The following is a 21897-nucleotide window of genomic DNA, read 5'->3' as shown; positions in this document are numbered from 1 at the left end:
AAAATGAAAAACATCTTAAAACAAATCATTGAATCGAACAAACAGGTTGAAAGCGCTGAAAAAGCAGCGGCCGCGGCAGAAATCGCCAGCCCTAAAACAGGAGACAGCCGCCGTAACTTCCTTCGTAAAACAGCAGTTGGCGGAATTGCATTAGGTGGTTTCATGTCGATGTCGACCGAAGACACCATTGCACAGGCAACTTCCAAAGTAAGCCGTGCTTCCAAACCGTCGGAGCTGAAAATCACAGACCTGCGGTATTGCATTGTGCAGAATGTGGGACGCACTCCCATTATCCGCATCGATACGAACCAGGGCATTTACGGGCTTGGTGAGGTGCGGGATGGCGCCGATGAGCGTTACGCATTATTTTTGAAGAGCCATTTGCTGGGGCAAAACCCGTGTAATGTGGAGCAGTTGTTCAAATCGATCAAACAGTTTGGTTACCACGGTCGCCAGGCGGGCGGCGTGTGCGGGGTGGAGATGGCGCTTTGGGACCTCTGCGGCAAAGCTTATGGCGTGCCTTGCTGGCAGCTGTTGGGCGGGCGGTATCGCGATAAGGTTCGCTTGTACGCGGATACACCAGAGTCGAACGATATCAATGAGTTTAAGCAAAAAATCAAATTCCGTACACAGGACCAGGGTTATACATGGCTGAAAATGGATATCTCGATCGGGATGTTGCGGAACAATGAAGGCAGCGTGGTGAATAACAAGGTCTGGGGCGGCGGTTTCTCGCAATGGGCCGGCGATTACCATTCTTATGCCAATACCAAACACCCTTTCACCGCAATCCAGATCACGCCGAAAGGATTGGAAGAAATGGCCAAAGTAGTAGAAGAAGTACGCGGCGTGGTGGGCTATGAAATACCGCTTTCCTCCGACCATTACGGCCATTTTGACCTTAACAACGGCATTCGTTTAGGCAAAGCCCTCGACAAATACCGGCTCGCGTGGTTCGAAGATATGGTACCCTGGGAATATACCGACCAATGGAAAACCATCTCCGACGCGCTGGAAACGCCTACGCTCACCGGTGAGGACATTTACCTCAAAGAAGGTTTCAAGGCATTGATCGAGCAACGCGCGGTGGATATCGTTCACCCAGACCTGGCATCGTCGGGCGGCTTGCTGGAAACCAAACGCATTGGTGATTTCGCCGAGGATCATGGCATTGCCATGGCGATGCACTTCGCGGGCACCCCGGTGAGCTTTATGGCCAACGTGCACTGCGCCGCCGCTACGCAGAATTTCCTGGCATTGGAACACCATTCGGTGGACGTGCCGTGGTGGGAAAGTCTCGTGAAAACCACCGACGGCCGTAAACTGATCGATAAAGGGTATGCGCCGGTGCCTCTGGAGGCGCCCGGTCTCGGCATCGAGCTGGTTGACGAAGAGGTAAAAAAACACCTGCATCCGAAAGACAAATCGTTCTTCGCCCCGACCCCGGACTGGAACGAAAAACGTTCGCACGACCGGTTGTGGAGCTAGGGATTCGCAGAATGGTAGGGCGTGAAGTCCTACCATTTTTCGGCTTAATTCAGTATTTTGCGCGCTTCACTCTCATATGTACTGATGAAGAATATTCGCAACGTACTGTTTTACTGCATTACCATCGTCATTTTCGCGGCCCTGCTTTACTTCTTTATCCGACAGGGCACATTCCTCGAAAAAGCCGGCCAGATTACCCAAAAAGCGCAAACCATCTCTTCCTGGGAGCAATTTAAAGATACCTTCGGGCACAATCTCACCCACCCGCTCGCCACGCTCCTTGCACAAATCGTCACCATCATCATCGTAGCCCGCCTGTTTGGCTGGATCTGCAAACTCATCGGCCAGCCGACCGTGATCGGTGAAATCGCAGCCGGGATTTTCCTGGGGCCGTCGCTGCTGGGGATGTTCTATCCCGAAATTTCCGCATTCATTTTCCCTAAGACTTCGCTGAGCAACCTGCAATTTCTCAGCCAGGTAGGACTTATCCTTTTCATGTTCATCATCGGCATGGAGCTCGATCTGAATGTGCTGAAAACCAAGGCAAAAGAAGCCGTTGTGATCAGCCACGCGAGTATTATGCTGCCATTCGCGCTGGGTGTCGGGCTGGCATTGTATATGTATACCGACTTTGCGCCCGAAGGCATCAGTTTCCTGTCGTTTGCGCTTTTTACCGGTATTGCATTGAGTATTACAGCGTTCCCGGTCCTGGCACGTATTGTGCAGGAGCGCGGGCTCTCGCGCACACGGCTGGGCATGATGGTAATCACCTGCGCGGCTACCGACGATATTACCGCCTGGTGTATCCTCGCAGCAGTGATCGCGATCGTGAAAGCGGGAGAATTTATGAGTTCGATCTACACCATCGTGCTGTCCGTCGGGTATGTGCTGGTGATGCTGCAAGTGGTCAAGCCATTGCTGAAACGCATCGGCGACCATTATGCTTACCGCGAGGGACTCACGAAGCCGGTGGTAGCGGTATTCTTTCTGATGCTGCTCCTTTCGTCCTATTGCACTGAGGTAATCGGTATCCACGCACTTTTCGGAGCATTTATGGCGGGGGTAATCATGCCTGCCAATCAGCGTTTCCGTAATATTTTTATTGAAAAAGTAGAGGACGTCTCACTGGTACTGCTATTGCCGCTATTCTTTGTTTTTACAGGTTTGAGAACGCAGATTGGCTTGCTGAACGATCCTCACCTGTGGTTCGTCACCGGGCTGATCATCGCCGCGGCCGTGGTGGGCAAGTTCGTTGGAAGCACCATAGCGGCCCTGTTTGTCAAACAATCGTGGCGCGACAGCCTCATTATCGGTTCACTCATGAACACCCGGGGCCTCGTGGAGCTGGTGGTGCTTAATATCGGGTATGATATCGGCGTACTCTCGCCGGAGATCTTCACAATGATGGTGATCATGGCACTCGCAACTACTTGCATGACCGGTCCCGCACTCGACCTGATCGATAAGTTTCTCCCTGCACGAAAAGGGGACGATCTCCATCCGGCACACCTGCCGTCCCGCTTTTCGGTCCTGATCGCTTTCGCAAGCCCGCAAGGCGGCCGAAAAATGCTTCGCCTGGCCGACAAACTAGTCTCAAAACAGCCTGATGAACAAAACATTACTGCATTGCACCTCTCGCCGAGCAGCTATCTCAACCAGGTCAACACCGAAGAATACCAGTACGAAACTTTCCGCCCGATCAACGAGGAGGCGCACGGGCTGAATGCCACATTCACATCGCTGTTCAAGCCGTCACAGAATATCGAGCACGACATTATCGAAATAGCCAACGAAGGTGAGTTCGATATGCTCATGATCGGGATCGGCCGGTCGGTTTTCGAGGGCACTTTTTTGGGTAAAATATTGGGTTTCACATCCAAGTTCGTGAGCCGTGAGCGCCTTTTCGACACCATTACCGGCAAGGAGAAGCTTTTCCACGCAGATGTTTTCGACGAAAGGACGACACACATCATCAAGTCCGTGAAGGTGCCGGTGGGTATCTTGATTGAAAAAAACATGGATCAGGTCAAAAATGTGTTCATGCCGCTCTTCACCCACGAGGACAAATTTCTCATCCGTTTCGCTGACCGTCTGACGACCGTGAGTAGCCTGCATGTAACGGTCATGGACCCTTCCCGCACCCTTAGCCAGCATGAAGAAGTAGGTGGCGCATTGCATGCACTGGAAGAAAAATCGCCTGAAAACGTGGCGTTGCTTTACGAAAACGTGCTTGAAAAAGATTTTTTGCAGGGCAAAGACCTGATGATCATCAGCCTCGAAAGCTGGAAAAAGGCTGTCGAATCGCACAGCGTATGGCTTTCACATTCACCTTCCGTCCTGATCATACGGGGCTGAATAAGAGACTTTCCGGGCGTCCAGTGCCCGGAAAGTCTCCTCCTGCGGTTTTTAAAAGGAATAATATGTGTTTATTTTACAGGAGCGACGCTAGCATTCCAACTCTATGATCTCTTTTCTACGGCAAAACCGCATTACGAAGTCCCTTAACCCGCAAACTTTCCTTTTCTTTTTCCATAACTTCTTTATCAATGTCGGCACCACGCTGGTTTACGTTTCCGCCAATGTGCTGCTGCTTGAAAATCACCCGGAGTATTCTCTGCCCATTGCCTACATCGCCGCAGCGCTGGCCGTAATGGTGGCCGGTAAGATCTACGAGTACTTTGAGCACCATCTCCTGCTGAAAAAGCTGAGCCTGGGCACCATGCTGTCATCACTATTCATGGTGATCATCGTTATGGGGCTGCTCCTGCTTGGGCACGGTGTCGCTACCGCGGTGGCGGTGATGGTAGGCTACCGTATCATTTACCTGCTTATCAACCTGGAATTCTGGGGTTTGTCCGCATTGGTTTTCGACGTGCGGCAAAGCAAACGGCTTTTCAGCGTGATCGGCTCGGGAGATATGCCTGCCAAAGCTTTGGGCGCCGTGCTGGCCATTCTGATCCATTCACCGTCCGTGTTGGCGATACTTCTCGCTATCTCACTGGTCTTCTTCGCATTGGCTTTCTATACGCAGATTCTGACCTTTCGCTATACCGACATCCCCAATCCGCATCACGCACGTCCCCGCCAGGTCAGCGAATCAGGTTCCCGCATTATAGAAAAGTATTTCGGAGGAAACAAACTGCTTACCTCCCTCTGTATCGGAATGGTGGCTATCGCCGCCGCAGCGACGTGGATCGAATATCATTTCTTTGTCAATGTCAAATACAAATTCCACAGCCAACACGACGTCATTTTCTTCGTTGGGTCCTTGCTGACCGCGACTTATGTCATCTCGACCTTTGTTAAAATAATACTTTCGGGCAAAACAGTGGAGCGTTTCGGCGTCAAACTAACGCTTTACCTGCTTCCGCTGACGACAGTCGCTATTTCGCTAGGCCTGCTGGTTTCCTCGTACTTCCGCAAGGACGAGCCTTCCCTGCTGGTTTATTACTGTATTGCCTACCTGCTTTTCGAGCTGGTCCGAAGAACGATTTTCGACCCTGTATTCCTGGTCCTGTTTCAGCCACTGTCCACCAAAACCCGCCTGAAAGGCCATACGCTCGCCAAAGGCCTTTTCGAACCGCTAGGAATGCTCATCGCAGGCGGGATGCTCTGGATTATCTACAAACAGCAATGGAGCGATATCAGCCTCACATTCGATCTCTCGCTGCTCTTCGCATTGGGAGCACTGATTGTTTTCAGAAGGTCTTACAAGCACTATATGCAGGAACTGAAATCAGCGATCAGCAAACGCTTCATCCGGAGCGGGGAAATGGCCTCCCCGGCCGAAGCATTGCCCATTATTACAGAAAACCTGCAAAGCGACCGGAAAGAGGAGGTACTGAATGCCATCGACTGGCTGGCGCGTAATAAAGTGTCGCTGTTCCGGAAACATGCTGATCACCTGCTGCTCAATCCGTTTGTGCAGGTACGATTAAAGACGCTCCAGACCTTGACCACGCTCGACAAACCGGAACTTTCCGCATCGTTTGTATCATACATCGAAGCGGAGCCTGACGCGGCATGCCAGGTATTGGCGGTAAGACTGGCCTGCGCCAACGGACGGCTGTCGGATGAACAGCTGGCACACTTCCTGGCGCACCATGACCTCGATATCGTCAAAGGCACTATTATCGGCTGCTGGGAGGCAGGAAAAGCATTGCCGCTCATCCACGGTACCTTGCAACGACTTTTCGGCTCAGAGCAGGAAAATGATCAGCTTGCCGCACTGGACTGCCTGAAAGTAACCGGCATCAATTCCTACGAAAACCTGCTCAAGAGCTGCATTCGGAACGGCACCCAACGCGTACGCAACTATGCCATCGAGGTAGCGGCTACGGTAGGTTCCCCTGCCCTGCTGCGCGACCTGCGCACCGTCCTCACGGGTACGCTTACGCCCGCCACCATCCACGCGCTGATCCGTTCAGGCGACCTCGGCATCCGCATTGTTGAGGAATGGTTGCAGGAAGATGACCGGGGCGAACGCATTCGTACGTTCGTCAAAGTAGCTGAAAAAGGCAGGCATGAATTTATACTCCAAATACTTTTTAACCTTATTAAAAATATTTACCATCATAAACTATTTATAAATGATGAAAATATAAATAGTACAAATAGTAATGAAAGTAAAAAATATATAAACAATATAGATAGCTTCACCCATATTGCAGCGCTCAAAGCGCTCAGTCATTATACCATTATAGCTGATTACAAATCACTTATACCTGAATTTGTTGAAAAAGAACTGATCCATGCAGGCCAGCTTTTGAACGGCATGGACGCCTCTGAAACGGACCTGACCTGGAATAATGCACTGGAATACGAACTCGAACTGACTGCCCGGCGGTTGTTCTATCTCTTTATGATGCAGTACGACAAGGATGCCGTGCAAAGCGCATGGAAGGGAATACTCCATGCAAGCAAGGAAAAACGCGCCAATTCACTGGAACTGATCGAGAGCCTGCTGCCGCGGATGCTGTATCCATCGCTGCATGCATTGTTTGAAAACATACCCATTCAGCGCAAGCGCGATGCGCTCCGACAGTACATGGGTAATGCGGATCCGGGACTGTCACTGATTACCTGCGTACTGTCCCAGCACGAACGATCCTTCACAACCTGGACCATCGCATTGGCTGTCCGCAACTGTGCCGTTGCTGAGTCTGACCTCGGCTATCTCGAAAAACTGGCTACCCACCCTTCCCGCCTGATCCGGGAGGCGGTTTATGACAAATACAACTTACTGGCGCAGCGCCCCGATCTTCAATTCTCACTTCGAATCCCAATGAAACACGCCGAACCGACCCAGCAGATCTCCGAAATGGAAAGGGTGATCGTACTCAAAAACACACGCCTTTTTGAACAAACCCCTGAAAACGTATTGAGCTCCATTGCGCCGATTATGAAAGAAGTCACTTACAGCGACGGACAGGAAATATTCGCGAAAGGAGATATCGGCGATTCGATGTACATCATTTATACGGGCCAGGTAGGGATCTACGACGGTAAAAAGCAGCTCGCATTATTCGATAAAGGGGAAATTTTCGGCGAGCTCTCATTACTGGATACCGAGCCCCGCTCTGCCACCACCGTCGCGGAAACCGACGCCCTTGTCTTTCGGATCGATCAGGAAGATTTCTTTGAACTGATGGAAGAACGTGATGAGATCCTGCGTAACGTGCTGCGTATCCTGTGCCAGCGCATACGCGTACAGAACGAAAAAATGCGCCAGCTATAACGCCCTCGCCATGCCTCTGAGGTGATCGAGATGCTGTTGCTTGACCGCATCCCGGCGCCTTTGCTCCGAAGCTGTCCAGTAGCTGTGTGCCTCAAGAAAACGCACTTGCACGGCGTCCCAGGCCGGAATATCCTCGACCATGTCGCGGGTTTTGAGTTCTTCGAATAAGGTGGCTGCAATGCCCTCAAAATCGGTTCGGCCAAGATAATCCAGGTCGGCGTCGCAAAGAATCATTTCGAGGTGATTTTGGGGGGTTTGCGGGATCCTCGTGGCCATGATCAAGCCGCATACCACCGAAATCTGCGCGTCGCTGTACCCAAAACCGGGCAGCACTTTGCGGGCGAGCTCACAGCCCGCCTCCTCATGCCCCAGATAGGTCGTCATAAATCCGCTGTCGTGATACCAGGCAGCCGTACGCAATAACGTCAGCGAAGCTTCGTCCCGGACGCCTTCCAGCGCTGCAATTTCACCTGCTGCCTGTACTACGTCGATGGTATGGTGCAGGCCGTGATAATAAAGCGTAGGATCCAGCCTGCTTTTCAGCTCGCTCAAAATATATTTCCGGGCTTTTTCAACGTCCATAGCTACTCCAGTACTTCATAGATCAACAACGGATTGGCCTTATTTTTGAGATTTACTTCGCCCACCAGACTGCATTGGAATGCCTCTTTCAGCTTTTCATAAGCCGGTTCGGACACTACGACCTGCCCGGGTTTGGCGATCGACTGTAACCGCTGCGCAATATTCACCACATCTCCGATCACGGTGTAATCCAGACGTTTCAATGCGGCCGATCCGATGTTACCCGACACCATTTCTCCTGAATTAATACCGATCGACACCTTCGGAAAGTAGCCCGACTGGTCCGATAGTTCTTCATGAAAGCCGTTGATATGGTTGCGTACGGCCAGCGAGGATTCTACGGCCCTGTCGAGGTGGTAATCACCGCGGAACACAGCCATTACGGCATCACCCATGAACTTGTCGACATGCCCGCCCTGTGCGATAATCTCTTTGACCATCACATCGAAATACTTATTAATGAGCTTCACCACGACGTCGGGGCGTTCCTTTTCGGATATCGCTGTAAACCCGCACATATCCATAAAAACGACCGTTCCTTCAATGTTCTCGCTCGTCATCAGTGACTTTTCGAACGTCTCCTGCGTCATGAACTGCAACACCGACGCGTCGACGTACATCCGCAAAATGTCATTTTCGCGCACCGCCTTCAATGTCTCTTTTAACTGTGCGACATATAGCAGCGTTTTCTCCATTGTAACTTCCAGGTCTTTGAAGTCAATGGGTTTGGTCAGAAAATCAAATGCACCCCGGTTCATGGCCGTACGTATGTTATCCATATCGCCATAGGCCGAAACGATTACGGATTTCAGGATCGGGCTTATTTCACCCAGCCTGATCAGTAATGTAAGCCCGTCCATTTCAGGCATATTGATATCGCTGAGCACCATGTCCACGTCGGGATGCTCCGCGAGCGTTTCCAAGGCTTTCAGGCCGTTTTCGGCAAAAATGAATTCATATTGCTGTTCGCGGATCTGTCGCCTGAACTTCTGTTTGATGAGCAGTTGCAGGTCGGCCTCGTCGTCCACTACGAGTATTTTGGCTTTCATAAAATAAGGAGCAGTTTCTCTTTCAGTTCGCTAAAATTAACAGGCTTGGTCAGGAAATCGTCCGCACCCAGCTGCATGGCCTGGTCGTGATTGGCGCTGTCGCCGTAAGCGGTGATCATCATCACCTGCGGAGGCGCGGCCGGATGATCGGCACGGATCCTTTTGAGGAGCTCGATACCACTCATGCCGGGCATATTAATGTCCGAAAGGATCATAACCACTTCCGAAGGATGGTTTTTCATGAATTCCAGTGCTTCTTCACCCGAAAAGGCGAACGAAAACTCCAACTGCCCGGCACGGATCTCGCGCCGGAATTTCTGCTCAAAAAGCGATTTGACGTCTTCCTCGTCGTCTACAACCAGTATTTTCATCTTCGGCAAGGGTTAATCAGGCGATGGGCAGGGTAATGCGGAACTCGGTTTTTTCACCTTCTACGGTATCCACTTCGAGCACGCCGCCGTGCCCGCTGGTGATGATGTCGTAGCTCATCGAAAGGCCCAGACCGGTACCCTGACCGGTCGGCTTGGTCGTAAAAAACGGCTGGAATATCTTCGCTTTCACGTGTTCCGGCATGCCAGTTCCATTGTCTGAAACCCTGATATATAGTTTGTTATCAAATTTTTTGGTGCTGATTTTCACCTCTGGCTTATACTCGCCCAGCTGGCCCGCCTCGGTGAGTTTTCGCTTTTTCTCCGCAACGGCATAGAATGCATTGGTAAAAAGGTTGAGAAAAACACGGCCCAGGTCCTGCGGGAGCACATTGACAGTCCCGATCGTCGGGTCAAAATCCGTCGTTAATGCCGCATTAAACTCCTTGTCCTTCGCACGCAGGCCGTGGTATGCAAGGCGCATGTACTCGTCGGCGAGCGCATTCACCTCCACAGGCTCCTTCTCGCCCGACGACGCCCGCGAGTGTTGCAGCATTCCCTTCACAATCGAATCTGCTCGTTTACCGTGGTGCGTGATCTTCTGCTGGTTCTGGCTCAGGTCGCTGATAATGCCTTTGATATAATCCTTGTCGTTTTCCTCAATTCCGGTCTTGTCGATCTCCTCTTCCAGCTCCTGGCAAAGCTCTACCGACACTTCCGAAAAGTTGTTCACGAAGTTAAGCGGGTTCTGGATCTCATGCGCGATACCGGCGGTAAGCTCTCCCAACGATGCCATTTTCTCACTCTGTATCAACTGGTTCTGGGTCGATTTCAGCTCTTCGATGGTCTTTTGGAGCTCCTCTTTCTGCTGGGTCAGCTCCTGAGTGCGTTCGGCAACCAGGTATTCCAATGACTGCTTCTGTTCTTTGGCGATCTCTTCGTCACGCAAGCGGTCGCGCCGTTCCTGTGCTAAAACCTTTTGCTGCTTCCTGGCATAAAACCATATCACAAAACAGAAAATCCAGGCAAACATGGTAACCATGGCGAACATATCGCCATAGCTTTTATGAAATTTAGGAAAGATCAGCTCGATGGTATCGCTCAGCATGGATGCACCCACAAACGGAACTATCGACTGGACCGTAGAGCGAATAGGCTTAAAATCCTCCTCCTTGTAAAAAAACCATAGTAATGCAAGCAGGGAAAGGTTCCAAACCCAGGTAAACATCTCGGGCTGCCTTGCTATAAAATAGATCGCCACCAGGGCAAACACATAAAAGCGCGCATATTTGAAAAAGTTGGCCCATTTAGGCAGCTTATCAGCATGCTGCATGGCCTGATGGGCAAATTGGACGAGAAAGAAGGCTACGATAAAATGCATGTAGATGACCCGTATATACTTGTTCGCTTTGGCTAAAACCCCGTTCAACCGGCAAAATAGTTATTTTCCCGCGTAAATTCTGTCCTATGATCCGAACGGGCCTTTTGCTTCGCCTCTAATTTATTTCTAACTGATTTTTAATGTAATTATAAAACAGTTTTAATACCATTTTTAGCATAGCTCCGAACCTTTGCCCGCAAGTAATTCAAACTAAGCGAACATGTCCTATAAACTTGTAAAACCGATTCTCATCGCGCTGCTGATGGGAATGGCATCGGCACGGGCCCAGACAAGTTACAATTTGCAGCAGGCCCTGCAAACGGCAAAATCCAATAACCCCATATTGAAACGGGAGCAATTCAATGTCGATATTTCACAGAGCGATATCACCACCGCGCAGCTTCGCCCCAATGTGATACTGAACAACCAGTCGTTACAACTGGTGCAGTCCTCCAAGTTCCCGGAAAACACCGGCTGGTTCAACGGTGCTAACCGGCAGATATGGTGGCAGCTGACCAAGCCTTTTCAGCTGCCTGTACAAAGAGAGAATAAGATCAATTTCGCACAGCAAAATGTCAGGCTGACCCAGAAGCAGTATGCCGACACTGAAAGGCATCTGTTTCAGACAGTTGCGCAGAAATGGCTGGATGTCTGGACGGCCCGCAAGCAACTCGATTTATTGGGTACTGCAAAGGCCAATATCGATTCACTGGCCAATATCAATCGCCTTCGTCTGAAAAACCAGGTAATCACCACAACAGACCTTTCACGAACCGAACTCCTGGCCAACCAATACGCGATCCAGCTCAAATCAGCCAGTCAGCTGTATGCCAACGAGCTGATAAATCTGAAATTCCTGATGGGTGTACAGGACTCGATCCGGATCGATACTACCGACCAGTTTGCATTTGCGTTCCCCGATCGGATGGATGCAATCGTTCAGCAAGCCCTGCAGAACCGCACCGATATCCAGGCCATTAAGTCGACCATGGACGTCGCCGACGCCAACATCAAACTGCAAAAATCCAGCGCTTTACCGACCCCCGAACTGGGATTGATCTACAACCCGCAAAACAAGGCACATTACATGGGTATTTACGGAACCCTGGAAATTCCCATTTTTTCGCGAAATCAGGGTGAGATCAAAAAGTCGCAGGTGATCAAACAGCAAGCCGAACAGGACCTGAGAGCCACAGAGACGCAGGCCGAGACCGAAATTATGACGGCTTTCAGAAGTTACATGACCCACAAGCAGAATGTACAGAATTTCAATCAGTTACTAATTCAATCCCAAACAATCCTCAACAGCGTCAAGTATTCTTATCTCCGTGGCGGGACGACCATCATCGACTTTCTGGAAGCCCAGCGCAGCTGGCTCGATACCCAGCAGCAGTACTACGATGTGCTCAGCCAATACCGCCAGAGCTACATCGACCTCCTTTACGCATCAGGACTGATCAATCAAATCGCGCAATGACAATGAAGAACTTAATCGTTTGCACCTGCCTGACCATAACATTGATTGCGGGCTGCAAAAACAAGGCTAGCAATAAAATCGTCCAGGATAACTCGACGCCGGTCGTGAATACTTCCGGCACTAAAATAACATTCCCACAGGCAGAAAGCGCGGATTTCTTTCAAACTGAAAGCATATCAAGCAGTTCGCTGATGGCCAATGTAACCGCTCCGGCCAAAGTTTCCGCCACAGTGGTGCGCTCCGACGAGGGCGCGTCCGGGAACATCGTCATTTTCGACAATCCGGAACTGGCGGGTAACTATACCCAGCTTTTGCAACACCTGACGATGATCAACCAGATTCAGAACATCAATATCCGTCAGCGCAAAACCGAACTTTCGCGGATCAAAGATCTGCAGGAGCATGGTGCCGCCACCGGGAAGGACCTGCTTGAATCACAGACGGCCCTTTCGATGGAAGAAACCAACCTGATCAACGAACGCTCGGCCATTATCGAACACGAAACCAAGCTGAAAGCCGGCGGTTTCGAGCCAAAACAGCTCCGGCGCGCACCTGCCGGTACCGCTTACATCATATGTGACGTGCCCGAAAGCGAGCTGAGCCAGGTCAGAAAAGGGAGTCATTGCACCATCACCTTTACCGCATTTCCAAACGAAAACTTCACCGGCACTATCGACGACATCGCCGATCTGGTGGACCAGACCACCCGGATGATCAAGCTGCGGGTAAGTATCAACAATTCGACCGGCAAACTCAAGGCCGGGATGTTTGGCACCGTGGCATTTGGATTGAGCGAAGGTAAAAAACTCAGTATCAACAAAGATGCACTGGTAACCGTGCAGGGCCGCAATTATGTTTTCCTTAAAACCGCACCACTCGTTTTTGAACGCAGGGAAGTGAACATCGGCGACCAGATCGGCGACCGCATTGTCGCATTCAGCGGCGTGAAGGGTGGCGATCATGTGGTCACCAAAGGCGTCATGCAACTCAAAGGTTTATCGTTCGGCTACTAACCCCTCCCCGGATATGCTACAAGCTCAGATCTTCATCAGTGCCGATCACTGGAAGGACGAAATACCACTTTACGAATACATTATGCAGTTCCTTGTCAAGCAAAAGGTACAAGGTGCCACCGTGTACCGCGGAAGGCTCGGGTTCGACGGCAAACATCTGAACCGTCCCAACGACCTGTTCAGTTTCGATGAAACACCCATGGTGATCTCCTTCATCGACGAGGAAGAAAAAGTCAAATCCGCATTGACCCGGCTTCGGAAAGAAGTGAAAAGCGGATTTATAGTCACCAATCATGTAGACAAGTGGAATTAAAATGATCAAGAACCTGCTTTTTTTTAGCCTTCGCAACCGTTGGGTTGTCATTGCCGTCAGCTTTGTGCTGATGGGTGTAGGCTACTGGTGTTTTACCCAGCTGAAAATAGAAGCCTACCCCGATATCGCCGATACCAACGTGATCGTGGTAGCCCAATATCCGGGCCGTGCTGCCGAGGAAGTGGAACAACAAGTTACCGTACCGATAGAAAGGGCGTTACAAAACACCCCGAATGTACTCGACAGGCGCAGCCGGACCATCTTCGGACTGGCAGTAGTGCAGCTGACATTTAAAGACGGCACAGACGATTATTTCGCACGCCAGCAGGTAACCGAAAGACTCGCTTCCGCCGAACTGCCCGACGGCGTCGCGCCCGAGCTGGCCCCGTTGTCGACGGCTGTGGGGGAAATCCTCCGCTATGTCGTAGAGGCGCCTGCCAGTTACAGCCCCACCCAGCTCCGCGATTTGCAGGACTGGGTGATCAAACCGGCATTGCTGCAAGTACCCGGCATTGCCGATGTGACTACATTCGGAGGGCCGTTGAAACAGTTTCACATCATTACTTCACCCGAAAAACTGGTCAAATACGGACTGTCGATGCAGAACGTGATCGACGCCATCAATGTCAACAACCAAAATACCGGCGGGAATGTGATCTCGCGGGGCGGGCAAGGATTTGCGATACGCGGGCTCGGGGCGATCAAAAACGAGCAGGACATCCAGAATATCGTGCTGAAATCCGACAATGGCGTGCCTGTATTTGTACGCGATGTGGCCACGGTCGAAGTCACACCTCCTCCTCCAAGCGGCGTGATGGGCTACACCATTACGGCTGATAAAGTGGACGTTAGCAGCGGTGTGGAGGGTATTATCCTATTGAGAAGATACGAAAACCCAAGCGAGGTGTTGAAGGTGCTCAAAGAGAAGATCGCCGATCTGGAATCGAGTGAACTGCCCGAGGGCGTGCATTTGAAGCCTTTGTATGACAGAAGCTTCCTGATCGACCACTCGCTGGAAACTGTAGCCCATACCTTGTTTGAAGGTATCTCCATTGTGGTAATCCTGCTGATCTTTTTCCTGGGCAGCATACGGAGTGCATTGGTGGTAGCCCTGACGATCCCGTTCTCATTGCTGTTCGCGTTTATATTGATGCGTTTGACCGGTATTCCCGCCAATCTGCTGTCACTGGGCGCAATCGACTTTGGTATCATCGTGGACGGTGCGTGTGTGATGGCCGAGCATCTGATCCGGAAATACCGCACAGCCAGTCCGGAAGAAAAGCAGCAGGGGATCGTCAAAATCACCTTGCTATCTGCGCAGGAAGTAGGCCGCGAGATCTTCTTCTCGGTGACGATCATCATCCTCGCGTACATGCCAATCCTGCTCATGACCCGCGTGGAAGGCAAGCTGTTCTCACCCATGGCATTGACGCTCGCATTTGCCGTGATCGGCTCCATGCTCGCCGCATTGACATTTATTCCCGTCCTGATCTCTTTCGCCTATAAAAAGGCGCTGGCCGATCCGGATAAACCCATGAAAGAGCATAAGAATTTTGTTTTGGATTTTCTCACCAATTCCTATTCCAAAGCATTAGCCGGCTTTCTGAAAAATTACAAGGCAACGGTTTTGATCGGATTCAGCGTCGTCATCGTGCTCGTGCTCTTTGGGGTAAAACTGGGAACCGAATTCCTTCCGACGCTCGACGAAGGCTCGATATTCCTGCGCGGCAATTTCCCGTCGGGCATTACCATTCAGGAGAATGCGAGCTACGCTCCTAAAATCAGGAAGATCATTGCCAAATACCCGCAAATCTCCTTCGTAATCACGCAGACCGGACGTAATGACGACGGTACCGACCCATTCCCCGCCAACCGGAACGAGATCCTGGTCGGTTTAAAGGACTATGAATTGTGGAGCAAAACCATCACGAAAAAGGAACTCGTGGAAAAGATCAGGCACGATCTGCAAACCCAGCTTCCGGCGGTCGCATTCTCGTCCGGTCAACCGATCATCGACCAGGTCATGGAGATCGTAACAGGCAGCGCGGCAGATCTCGCCGTCTCGGTAGTCGGCGACGACCTGAATATGATGCGGAAAAAAGCGGAAGCCATTGTGAAGATCGTCAAAGCTACGCCGGGAGCCGACAATGTCAATATCGAACAGGAAGGCCCGCAGGAACAGCTGGCTATTACTATCAACCGTGAAGCCGCAGCCCGTTTCGGGATCAATGTTGCCGACATCCAGAACATGATCGAAGCAGCGATCGGCGGAAAAACCATTTCGACGCTTTACGACGGTACCAAACGCTACGATATCGTGATCCGGTTCCTGCCCAAATACCGCAACTCCATCGACGCGATCAGGAATGTGCAGGTACCATCTCTGACCGGCGCCCTGATCCCGATGAGCCAGCTCGCCGACATCCATTTTATGGAGGGACAGACCAATATATACCGTTACGGCAGCAAAAGGATGGTTACTGTCCGCACCAATATCCGCGGTCGAGACCAGGGTGGATTTGTGAAAGAATTACAGAAAAAGCTGAATGCGCAGGTGCACGTTCCGAAAGGATACAGCATTATTTACGGCGGCCAGTACGAAAATCTGGAACGGGCCGGCAAACAACTGGCATTCACCATCCCACTGACCATCGTGATGGTATTTCTCTTCCTGTTCATGCTTTTCAAAAATCTCCCGCACACCATGGTGACAATGAGCTGTATCCTGTTTGCACTGGGTGGAGGTATCGTGGCATTGCTGCTCAGGGGTTACTACTTCAACGTTTCCGCCGGGGTTGGCTTTGTAAGCATTTTCGGTATCTCGGTCATGGCAGGGGTATTGCTCGTCTCCGCATTGAACCGCATCACCCAGGCATCTGAAAACGACCTGGGAAAAAATGTGCTGGAAGCATCGTCAGAGCAGTTGCGTGCCATGCTTTCGATCCTTGTTGTAGCCATTATCGGTCTGGTACCGGCCGCGATTTCCTCTGGCATCGGTTCCGACGTACAGCGGCCTCTGGCAACAGTAATTATCGGGGGCTTAACCAGCACATTACTGTTCGCGCCGATACTCCTTCCGCCGCTGTATTTGTGGAGTGAAAAGCGGCGCAAACCCCGGAAGCCGAAGGAAGTATTGGAGTTGGAATAGGCTGTCAAAAAAAGTATTTTTGTTTTTATCGAAACTAAAAACACAGACTATGGCAGAGAAAAACCCTGTTCTGGAGGCTAAACGTTATCTAGACAATGCGCGGACAATTTTGAGAGAAAAAGCTGTCAAGGAAGATGACCGTTACACCGATCGAAAGTATGTGAAATTGGCCGGGCACGCGGCTTACACCGGGGTGCTCTTAGCGTTAGATGGACTTTTTGGCCTGAAAACCAAGGGGCGAAAGGATGTCAATTGGTATAGAGATCAAGTTGCAGTAATGGACAAAAAATTACTTAGCAACTTTATGAGTGCCTATGAATTGCTGCATCTATCCATGAGTTATGACGGTAATCAGGAAGTCACCACTGCGCAACAGGGCCTCAAACGCGCCGACGAAATCATCCAGTGGGTGGAGCAACGGACAGCCACTTGCTAATTTCCCGATTGCCAATAGATAAACAGCGCCGTGCCAAAACAATTGGCACGGCGCTGTTGTATTAACACACTCAGTATTTCAGCCTTATAATAATTATCCGGTGGATAAAACGGCTGTTTTTAGTTAAATTTCCTAAGTCTTATGTCCTTTGTACACCAGGCAGACTCAACTATACACTTTAAACTATCCATCGATGAAGCAAAAGCGCTACCTCCTCTTTCTGCTATTCTTATCAGCCAGTTCCGTTATCGCACAAAAGCCTCCTTCCATTGCCGGTGAATACCATCTGCAAGGCGTTATGGAAACCGCTTCGGCCATTTTGCTGAAACCCGACAGTACTTTCGAACTGTACTTTTCCTATGGGGCCATGGACCGGCAGGGCCACGGTAAATGGACCTTTCAGAACGGGAATGTGGTACTAAACAGCCGGCCCCGCCCGGAGCGTGATTTTGCGTTGGTGTCCAGCAAAATGGAAGCGGATAGCTTTATCACCGTCAAGATCGTCGATAGCAACCAGCAGATTCTTCCTTTCTTTGAAACGCTGATCCACACCAGTGAAGGTGAAAAGTATGCCAAAATGAACCAGGAAGGTATTGTCCAGATCCCCAAAAACAAAGCTACCGGTATCGACCTGTTCTTTACGCTGGCTCCCGAACGCTACTCTTCCTTCCCCGTTACTTCCGGCGAAAACTACTTCGAGTTCCGGATCGAGCCATGGATCATCGAAATCTTCGTTGAAAATATCACACTCAGACCCCAAAAGAAAGGACTCTCCGGTGAACATCCGCTGCTGAAAGGCGATGCATTCTCCTACGAGAAAATGAAATGATCAGACGTACTGGCGATCACCCAGGAGATTGATGTCTTTTACTTCGATGACATACTGCCCATAACCATATTTCGTCACGTTGATCATCGCCCGCCCGAGTTGTGTGAGTGACGACGCGCCATTGGGAAAAATCGCTTTCATGACCGGATAAAGCCAACCAAGATACTTGTACAACGGCAAAGCGTTTTGCTGGCCCGGTACGGCTTTCAAAAAGCCGGGACGGAATGCGAATACCTGATCGAAAGGCAGCTTACGCAGCTCATTTTCGGTTTTACCTTTCACCCTCGCCCACATGAGGCTGCCCTTTTCGGTGCTGTCGGTACCACCACCCGAAACGTAACAGAAAGTCATCTCCGGGTTCCGCCGGCTGAGTACTCCGGCTACGTGCATGGTCAGGTCATAGGTAATGCGCCTGTATTCAGGTTCCTTCATCCCCACCGACGACACACCGAGGCAAAAATAGCAGGCATTATATCCCTTCAATTGCCCTTCAATAGGTGAGATGTCATAAAAGTCTTTGTGAACGATCTCTTTGAGCTTCGGGTGATTCATCCCAAGCGGCTTCCGGTTGATGATGAGCACCGACTCGACCTCCGGGTTGTCCAGACATTCGAGCAGCACCCCCTCACCTACCATGCCTGTCGCGCCAGTAATGATTGCCCTGATTTTTCCTTCAACGGCCATAGTTTGTTGCGGTTTGAAATGTGTTGATACCGCAAGATAACGATATTTTAAGGCGACTAGGCTTCAAAATTCGTGGAAACGGACACTGATTTCCAGTTTTCCAGTTCAGCTGAAAATGCCGCGATTTTCGCTTGTGCCAAACCGTATGCGTCTTCGCCGAGGACCAGATGCAATGGCGGATGCGCCTCGCCTGCAATGCGGATCATCGCATCGGCCGCCTTGGCAGGATCGCCGGGTTGGGCGCCGTTGATCTGCTGCTCATGTAGCGCCTGCGTTTCGCGTACCTGCTGATAATCCGCAATCTGGTTTTTGGGTGTTGCAAATGATCCTGCGGTCAGGAATTCCGTCCGGAAATAGCCAGGCTCAACGACCGTCACTTTTATTCCAAAATCCGCTACTTCTTCAGCCAGCGATTCGGAAAGCCCTGAGACGGCGAACTTAGTGGCGCAATAGATCCCAAATCCGGGAAATGCGCCCGTGACGCCTCCGATCGAAGAAATGTTCATGATGTGCCCGGACTTCTGCGCCCGCAAATGGGGCATCGCAGCGCGGATCACATTGAGGGTACCAAACACATTCACGTCAAAATTACCCCTCGATTCCGCATCTGAGAGCTCTTCCAGGCTTCCCGCCAATCCGTAACCGGCGTTATTCACGATCACATCTATACGGCCGAATCTTGCCAGGGTATCGGCGATCGCCTTACCCACGCTTTGCTCGTCGGTAAGCGATACGCTCAACGGCAAAAAATGCTCTCCCGAGCTCCCTACTGCCGTTTTGAGGTCACCAATCGACCTTGAGGTCGCCGCCACTGCATAGCCGTCTATCAATAATTTTTGCACGAGCGCCAGTCCCAGGCCTTTGGAGGCACCGGTAACAAACCATACTTTTCTGTTTTCCATTGTCTTTGTTGAATGATTTAACAGGACAAAGGTAAAATGGCCGCGACGCGCCGACGTTGCGCCGTTCAAACAGATACTTACGAAATTCAAACAATGCGGTAGGCGGAGGGGGTTTGACTGGTCTGTTTCTTGAAAAAATTGTTGAAATGCGACGGCTCTTCGAATCCCAGACTGTAACTGATCTCGGAAATGTTCCAGCTGGTATGCCGCAACAATGCTTTCGCTTCGGCAGTAAGGCGTTCGGCAATGTGATTCGTGGTAGTCTTTCCGGTCGTTTCCCGGATCGCCCGATTGAGGTGGTTGACATGCACAGAAAGTTCCTGTGCAAAATCATTGGCCGAGCGCAGTACAAAACGCTGTGCCGGCGATTCGATCGGGAACTGGCGTTCGAGCAATTCCGTAAAAATGGCAGTAATGCGCGAATTGGCGTTGGGGTGTTGATACAGTGCTTCCGTCGGCTGCATCTTTAACGCGCAGTGAATGAGTTCGGTCACATAACTCCGTAACAGGTCGTATTTAAAAGGATAATCGGAGCTGATTTCGCCGAGCATTTTCTCGAAAATCTGGCTTACCTGTTCATCCTGGCTCTCCGATAAGATGTACGATGGTTTGCCGCCGATGACGAACATAGGAAGGTCAATGATATTTCCGCGCATGCTTTCCAGGAAAAAACCTTCCCTGAAAATACAGAAATACCCGGTGATCCGGTCGCATGCAGCCTCCCAGGTGTAGGGTACCAGCGGGTTGAAAAAGATCAGCGCTGTACCGTTCAGTTCCAGGCTTTTATCCGCATAATGATAAATGTTATGGCCGCGGATCAGGGCGATCTTGTAATAATCGCGCCGGCTATACGGAACCCGGGCGGGGTTCAACGCATAGTTTTCCCCCATTGCGAACACATTGAAATGCCCGATATCCTTTTGCAGGTCATCGGGCAGCCAATTGAGCTTATGCTGGTAAAATTCTTCGAGTGTTTCGTTCTTTGCCATGAGCGAAGTTACGAAATTCAATTATTTACCAGTGCATAAAGTTCATTCTTAATCAGTTTTACATTGTTGAGCTGAGGAATTGCGATCACCTTGTCCCTCGATGACGTGGAGGACAGTACCTACGCTACCGCACCACCCGGTTCCTGTCGGTCCAGTGTGCCAGCGACAGAACCACCACCTGCAGCACTACGAAAGTGACAAACAACGCAGGAATAGAATCCTCCGGCGGCGGGCCAAATGTATTGGCCACCTCTGCGATGGCAAAAAAGGTTACCAAAGCGCCCAGCGCCCATTTCCCCTTCGCTTTCAGCGGTTTGGTATTTTTGATGTAAATCCAAAGGCCGGTAATGAAGATAATGGCCTCCGTAGTGACCGTAAGCGGCAGGGAATGCCACATCCCCATTCCAAATTTGCTGTCTCCGAACGGCGTCAATGGAAGGTCCGGAATGTGCACCACCAGGTCAAGAAACCAATGGCTCAGCACGGCCAGCCCTACGATCAGCGCGCTTCTCAAATCTTTTTGGAAAAACCAGTAAATGGCCCCGCACACTAGTCCCCATACGATACCCATCGCGAGACTATGCGTGTAGGGATAATGCACAAACTCAAAAGGCGTCACCTCCGTAAAACCGGGTTTGATCTTCACCTGCTCCACATCCAGCAGCAGCAATACCGGCCATAGTATGTCGACGAATTCGACCGCGACAAAAAGTGTGAGGAGCGATACTTTGGGAGCTATTTTTTTAACCCCGAATGCTAAACCATAATGACCTAGAAACATGATAATGTGATTGATTAATGACCCTGCAAAGGTATCCGGGCCATTTCTCAACGCACTTGACCTAGATCAAGAAATCAGTTCAGCTGTTTCCTGCGAATACGGCTGATGGTTTCGGGCGTCATGCCGAGCATCGAGGCAATGTACTGCAACGGGACCTGGTTAAAGATATCCCGATGGCCCTCGAACAGCAGGTTATAGCGTTGCTCGGCCGTCATGGAAAGGAATGAAAACACCCGGTCTTCGAGTGTCGTAAAGCAATGCGCAATAAACAGCTTCTCAGTCATGGGCCATTTCGGGATATGGTCCCCTATCCGGTTGTAGTCGGCTCGATCGATCGAGTAGACGGCCGTGTCGACCAGCGCCTGGATGTTCCAGCGGGCGGGTTTCTCAAAAATAAGGCTCGCCAGGTCGGTCACGAAATAGCCCTGCGTACAGATCCATTGTGTCACTTCGCGGTCTTCCAGGTCCACGAAAACCCGGAGCAGGCCCGAACGGATGAAGCTGAGCCGGTTGCATTGCCTGCCTGTTTTCAAATAATAATCGCCCTTCCTGATGATTTCTGGCTTAAAAAAAGCAGCTACCGTCGCCAGCTCGCCCTGGTCAAAGTCAAAATAGGTATGCAGGTAATGTTCAAGTTCTGTCATAGTTCCGCGCTAAACTGGCCATAAATGTAGCAAACATTGTGCGGGCATGGACGACCAGTATCGCACAAAAGTGTCC

General features: G+C 50.8%; 18 protein-coding genes. 9 read left to right on the top strand and 9 right to left on the bottom strand.

Features of this window, described 5'->3' with window-relative positions; genetic code table 11:
* Positions 1 to 3 precede the first annotated feature (3 nt).
* From BP71_RS04960 to BP71_RS04950, 3 genes are all read left to right on the top strand, one after another.
* Positions 4 to 1488 carry a mandelate racemase/muconate lactonizing enzyme family protein gene (locus BP71_RS04960; protein ID WP_496377218.1) on the top strand — a complete coding sequence of 495 codons (1485 nt, stop codon included), beginning with the start codon at positions 4 to 6 and terminating at the stop codon, positions 1486 to 1488.
* Between the two features lie 84 nt (positions 1489 to 1572).
* Positions 1573 to 3843 carry a cation:proton antiporter gene (locus BP71_RS04955; protein WP_496377216.1) on the top strand — a complete coding sequence of 757 codons (2271 nt, stop codon included), beginning with the start codon at positions 1573 to 1575 and terminating at the stop codon, positions 3841 to 3843.
* A gap of 106 nt (positions 3844 to 3949) precedes the next feature.
* A complete protein-coding gene (locus BP71_RS04950; RefSeq protein WP_496377214.1) occupies positions 3950 to 7225 on the top strand; it encodes a cyclic nucleotide-binding domain-containing protein in 3276 nt (1091 codons plus the stop codon).
* Here BP71_RS04950 and BP71_RS04945 read toward each other — a convergent pair.
* The 4 genes from BP71_RS04945 to BP71_RS04930 are packed head-to-tail and all read right to left on the bottom strand — an operon-like array spanning position 7220 to position 10605.
* Positions 7220 to 7807 carry an HD domain-containing protein gene (locus BP71_RS04945; RefSeq protein ID WP_496377212.1) on the bottom strand — a complete coding sequence of 196 codons (588 nt, stop codon included), beginning with the start codon at positions 7805 to 7807 and terminating at the stop codon, positions 7220 to 7222. The genes BP71_RS04950 and BP71_RS04945 overlap by 6 nt on opposite strands.
* Positions 7808 to 7809: 2 nt before the next feature.
* Entirely contained in the window at positions 7810 to 8856 is a 1047-nt protein-coding gene (locus tag BP71_RS04940) for an adenylate/guanylate cyclase domain-containing protein (protein ID WP_496377210.1), read from the bottom strand.
* Positions 8853 to 9227 (bottom strand): response regulator, encoded by a 375-nt coding sequence (locus BP71_RS04935; protein ID WP_496377208.1) that lies wholly within the window; start codon positions 9225 to 9227, stop codon positions 8853 to 8855. Before BP71_RS04935 ends, BP71_RS04940 begins: the two co-directional genes overlap by 4 nt.
* A gap of 16 nt (positions 9228 to 9243) precedes the next feature.
* Positions 9244 to 10605 carry a sensor histidine kinase gene (locus tag BP71_RS04930; protein WP_496377206.1) on the bottom strand — a complete coding sequence of 454 codons (1362 nt, stop codon included), beginning with the start codon at positions 10603 to 10605 and terminating at the stop codon, positions 9244 to 9246.
* A 220-nt stretch (positions 10606 to 10825) separates the two neighbouring features.
* On the opposite strand from BP71_RS04930, the gene BP71_RS04925 reads away from it, so the two are divergent.
* From BP71_RS04925 to BP71_RS04900, 6 genes are all read left to right on the top strand, one after another.
* Positions 10826 to 12082: a TolC family protein gene (locus BP71_RS04925; RefSeq protein WP_496377204.1), complete on the top strand. Its 1257-nt coding sequence runs from the start codon at positions 10826 to 10828 to the stop codon at positions 12080 to 12082.
* Positions 12083 to 12084: 2 nt separating this feature from the next.
* Entirely contained in the window at positions 12085 to 13095 is a 1011-nt protein-coding gene (locus BP71_RS04920; protein WP_496377202.1) for an efflux RND transporter periplasmic adaptor subunit, read from the top strand.
* Between the two features lie 13 nt (positions 13096 to 13108).
* Positions 13109 to 13408 (top strand): DUF190 domain-containing protein, encoded by a 300-nt coding sequence (locus tag BP71_RS04915; RefSeq protein WP_496377200.1) that lies wholly within the window; start codon positions 13109 to 13111, stop codon positions 13406 to 13408.
* 1 nt (position 13409) lies between these two features.
* On the top strand, positions 13410 to 16556 hold the full coding sequence (locus BP71_RS04910) for an efflux RND transporter permease subunit (RefSeq protein WP_496377198.1): 3147 nt from the start codon (positions 13410 to 13412) through the stop codon (positions 16554 to 16556).
* A gap of 49 nt (positions 16557 to 16605) precedes the next feature.
* The gene (locus tag BP71_RS04905; protein WP_496377196.1) at positions 16606 to 16992 is read left to right on the top strand and encodes a DUF5618 family protein; all 387 of its coding nucleotides are present in this window, start codon (positions 16606 to 16608) and stop codon (positions 16990 to 16992) included.
* 193 nt (positions 16993 to 17185) lie between these two features.
* The gene (locus BP71_RS04900) at positions 17186 to 17821 is read left to right on the top strand and encodes a hypothetical protein (RefSeq protein WP_496377194.1); all 636 of its coding nucleotides are present in this window, start codon (positions 17186 to 17188) and stop codon (positions 17819 to 17821) included.
* Here BP71_RS04900 and BP71_RS04895 read toward each other — a convergent pair whose 3' ends face one another.
* The 5 genes from BP71_RS04895 to BP71_RS04875 form a co-directional block, all read right to left on the bottom strand.
* Entirely contained in the window at positions 17822 to 18505 is a 684-nt protein-coding gene (locus tag BP71_RS04895) for a Rossmann-fold NAD(P)-binding domain-containing protein (protein ID WP_496377192.1), read from the bottom strand.
* 56 nt (positions 18506 to 18561) lie between these two features.
* Positions 18562 to 19407, bottom strand: coding sequence for an oxidoreductase (locus tag BP71_RS04890; protein ID WP_496377190.1), 846 nt, complete (start codon positions 19405 to 19407; stop codon positions 18562 to 18564).
* 86 nt (positions 19408 to 19493) lie between these two features.
* Positions 19494 to 20396 (bottom strand): helix-turn-helix domain-containing protein, encoded by a 903-nt coding sequence (locus tag BP71_RS04885; protein ID WP_496377188.1) that lies wholly within the window; start codon positions 20394 to 20396, stop codon positions 19494 to 19496.
* Between the two features lie 124 nt (positions 20397 to 20520).
* Entirely contained in the window at positions 20521 to 21177 is a 657-nt protein-coding gene (locus BP71_RS04880) for a metal-dependent hydrolase (RefSeq protein WP_496377186.1), read from the bottom strand.
* Between the two features lie 74 nt (positions 21178 to 21251).
* A complete protein-coding gene (locus BP71_RS04875) occupies positions 21252 to 21821 on the bottom strand; it encodes a Crp/Fnr family transcriptional regulator (RefSeq protein WP_496377184.1) in 570 nt (189 codons plus the stop codon).
* Positions 21822 to 21897: the final 76 nt, after the last annotated feature.

Source organism: Dyadobacter ginsengisoli DSM 21015, from assembly GCF_059568735.1.
This window is presented reverse-complemented; position numbering and strand designations above follow the sequence as displayed.

Bases quoted from the DNA above. Each gene is read 5' to 3' on its own strand.
- BP71_RS04880 (WP_496377186.1), bottom strand. From the start codon at position 21,177: ATGTTTCTAGGTCATTATGGTTTAGCATTCGGGGTTAAAAAAATAGCT.
- BP71_RS04920 (WP_496377202.1), top strand. From the start codon at position 12,085: ATGAAGAACTTAATCGTTTGCACCTGCCTGACCATAACATTGATTGCG.
- BP71_RS04935 (WP_496377208.1), bottom strand. From the start codon at position 9,227: ATGAAAATACTGGTTGTAGACGACGAGGAAGACGTCAAATCGCTTTTT.
- BP71_RS04940 (WP_496377210.1), bottom strand. From the start codon at position 8,856: ATGAAAGCCAAAATACTCGTAGTGGACGACGAGGCCGACCTGCAACTG.
- BP71_RS04875 (WP_496377184.1), bottom strand. From the start codon at position 21,821: ATGACAGAACTTGAACATTACCTGCATACCTATTTTGACTTTGACCAG.
- BP71_RS04955 (WP_496377216.1), top strand. From the start codon at position 1,573: ATGAAGAATATTCGCAACGTACTGTTTTACTGCATTACCATCGTCATT.
- BP71_RS04885 (WP_496377188.1), bottom strand. From the start codon at position 20,396: ATGGCAAAGAACGAAACACTCGAAGAATTTTACCAGCATAAGCTCAAT.
- BP71_RS04900 (WP_496377194.1), top strand. From the start codon at position 17,186: ATGAAGCAAAAGCGCTACCTCCTCTTTCTGCTATTCTTATCAGCCAGT.
- BP71_RS04895 (WP_496377192.1), bottom strand. From the start codon at position 18,505: ATGGCCGTTGAAGGAAAAATCAGGGCAATCATTACTGGCGCGACAGGC.
- BP71_RS04960 (WP_496377218.1), top strand. From the start codon at position 4: ATGAAAAACATCTTAAAACAAATCATTGAATCGAACAAACAGGTTGAA.
- BP71_RS04925 (WP_496377204.1), top strand. From the start codon at position 10,826: ATGTCCTATAAACTTGTAAAACCGATTCTCATCGCGCTGCTGATGGGA.
- BP71_RS04915 (WP_496377200.1), top strand. From the start codon at position 13,109: ATGCTACAAGCTCAGATCTTCATCAGTGCCGATCACTGGAAGGACGAA.
- BP71_RS04945 (WP_496377212.1), bottom strand. From the start codon at position 7,807: ATGGACGTTGAAAAAGCCCGGAAATATATTTTGAGCGAGCTGAAAAGC.
- BP71_RS04910 (WP_496377198.1), top strand. From the start codon at position 13,410: ATGATCAAGAACCTGCTTTTTTTTAGCCTTCGCAACCGTTGGGTTGTC.
- BP71_RS04930 (WP_496377206.1), bottom strand. From the start codon at position 10,605: ATGCATTTTATCGTAGCCTTCTTTCTCGTCCAATTTGCCCATCAGGCC.
- BP71_RS04890 (WP_496377190.1), bottom strand. From the start codon at position 19,407: ATGGAAAACAGAAAAGTATGGTTTGTTACCGGTGCCTCCAAAGGCCTG.
- BP71_RS04950 (WP_496377214.1), top strand. From the start codon at position 3,950: ATGATCTCTTTTCTACGGCAAAACCGCATTACGAAGTCCCTTAACCCG.
- BP71_RS04905 (WP_496377196.1), top strand. From the start codon at position 16,606: ATGGCAGAGAAAAACCCTGTTCTGGAGGCTAAACGTTATCTAGACAAT.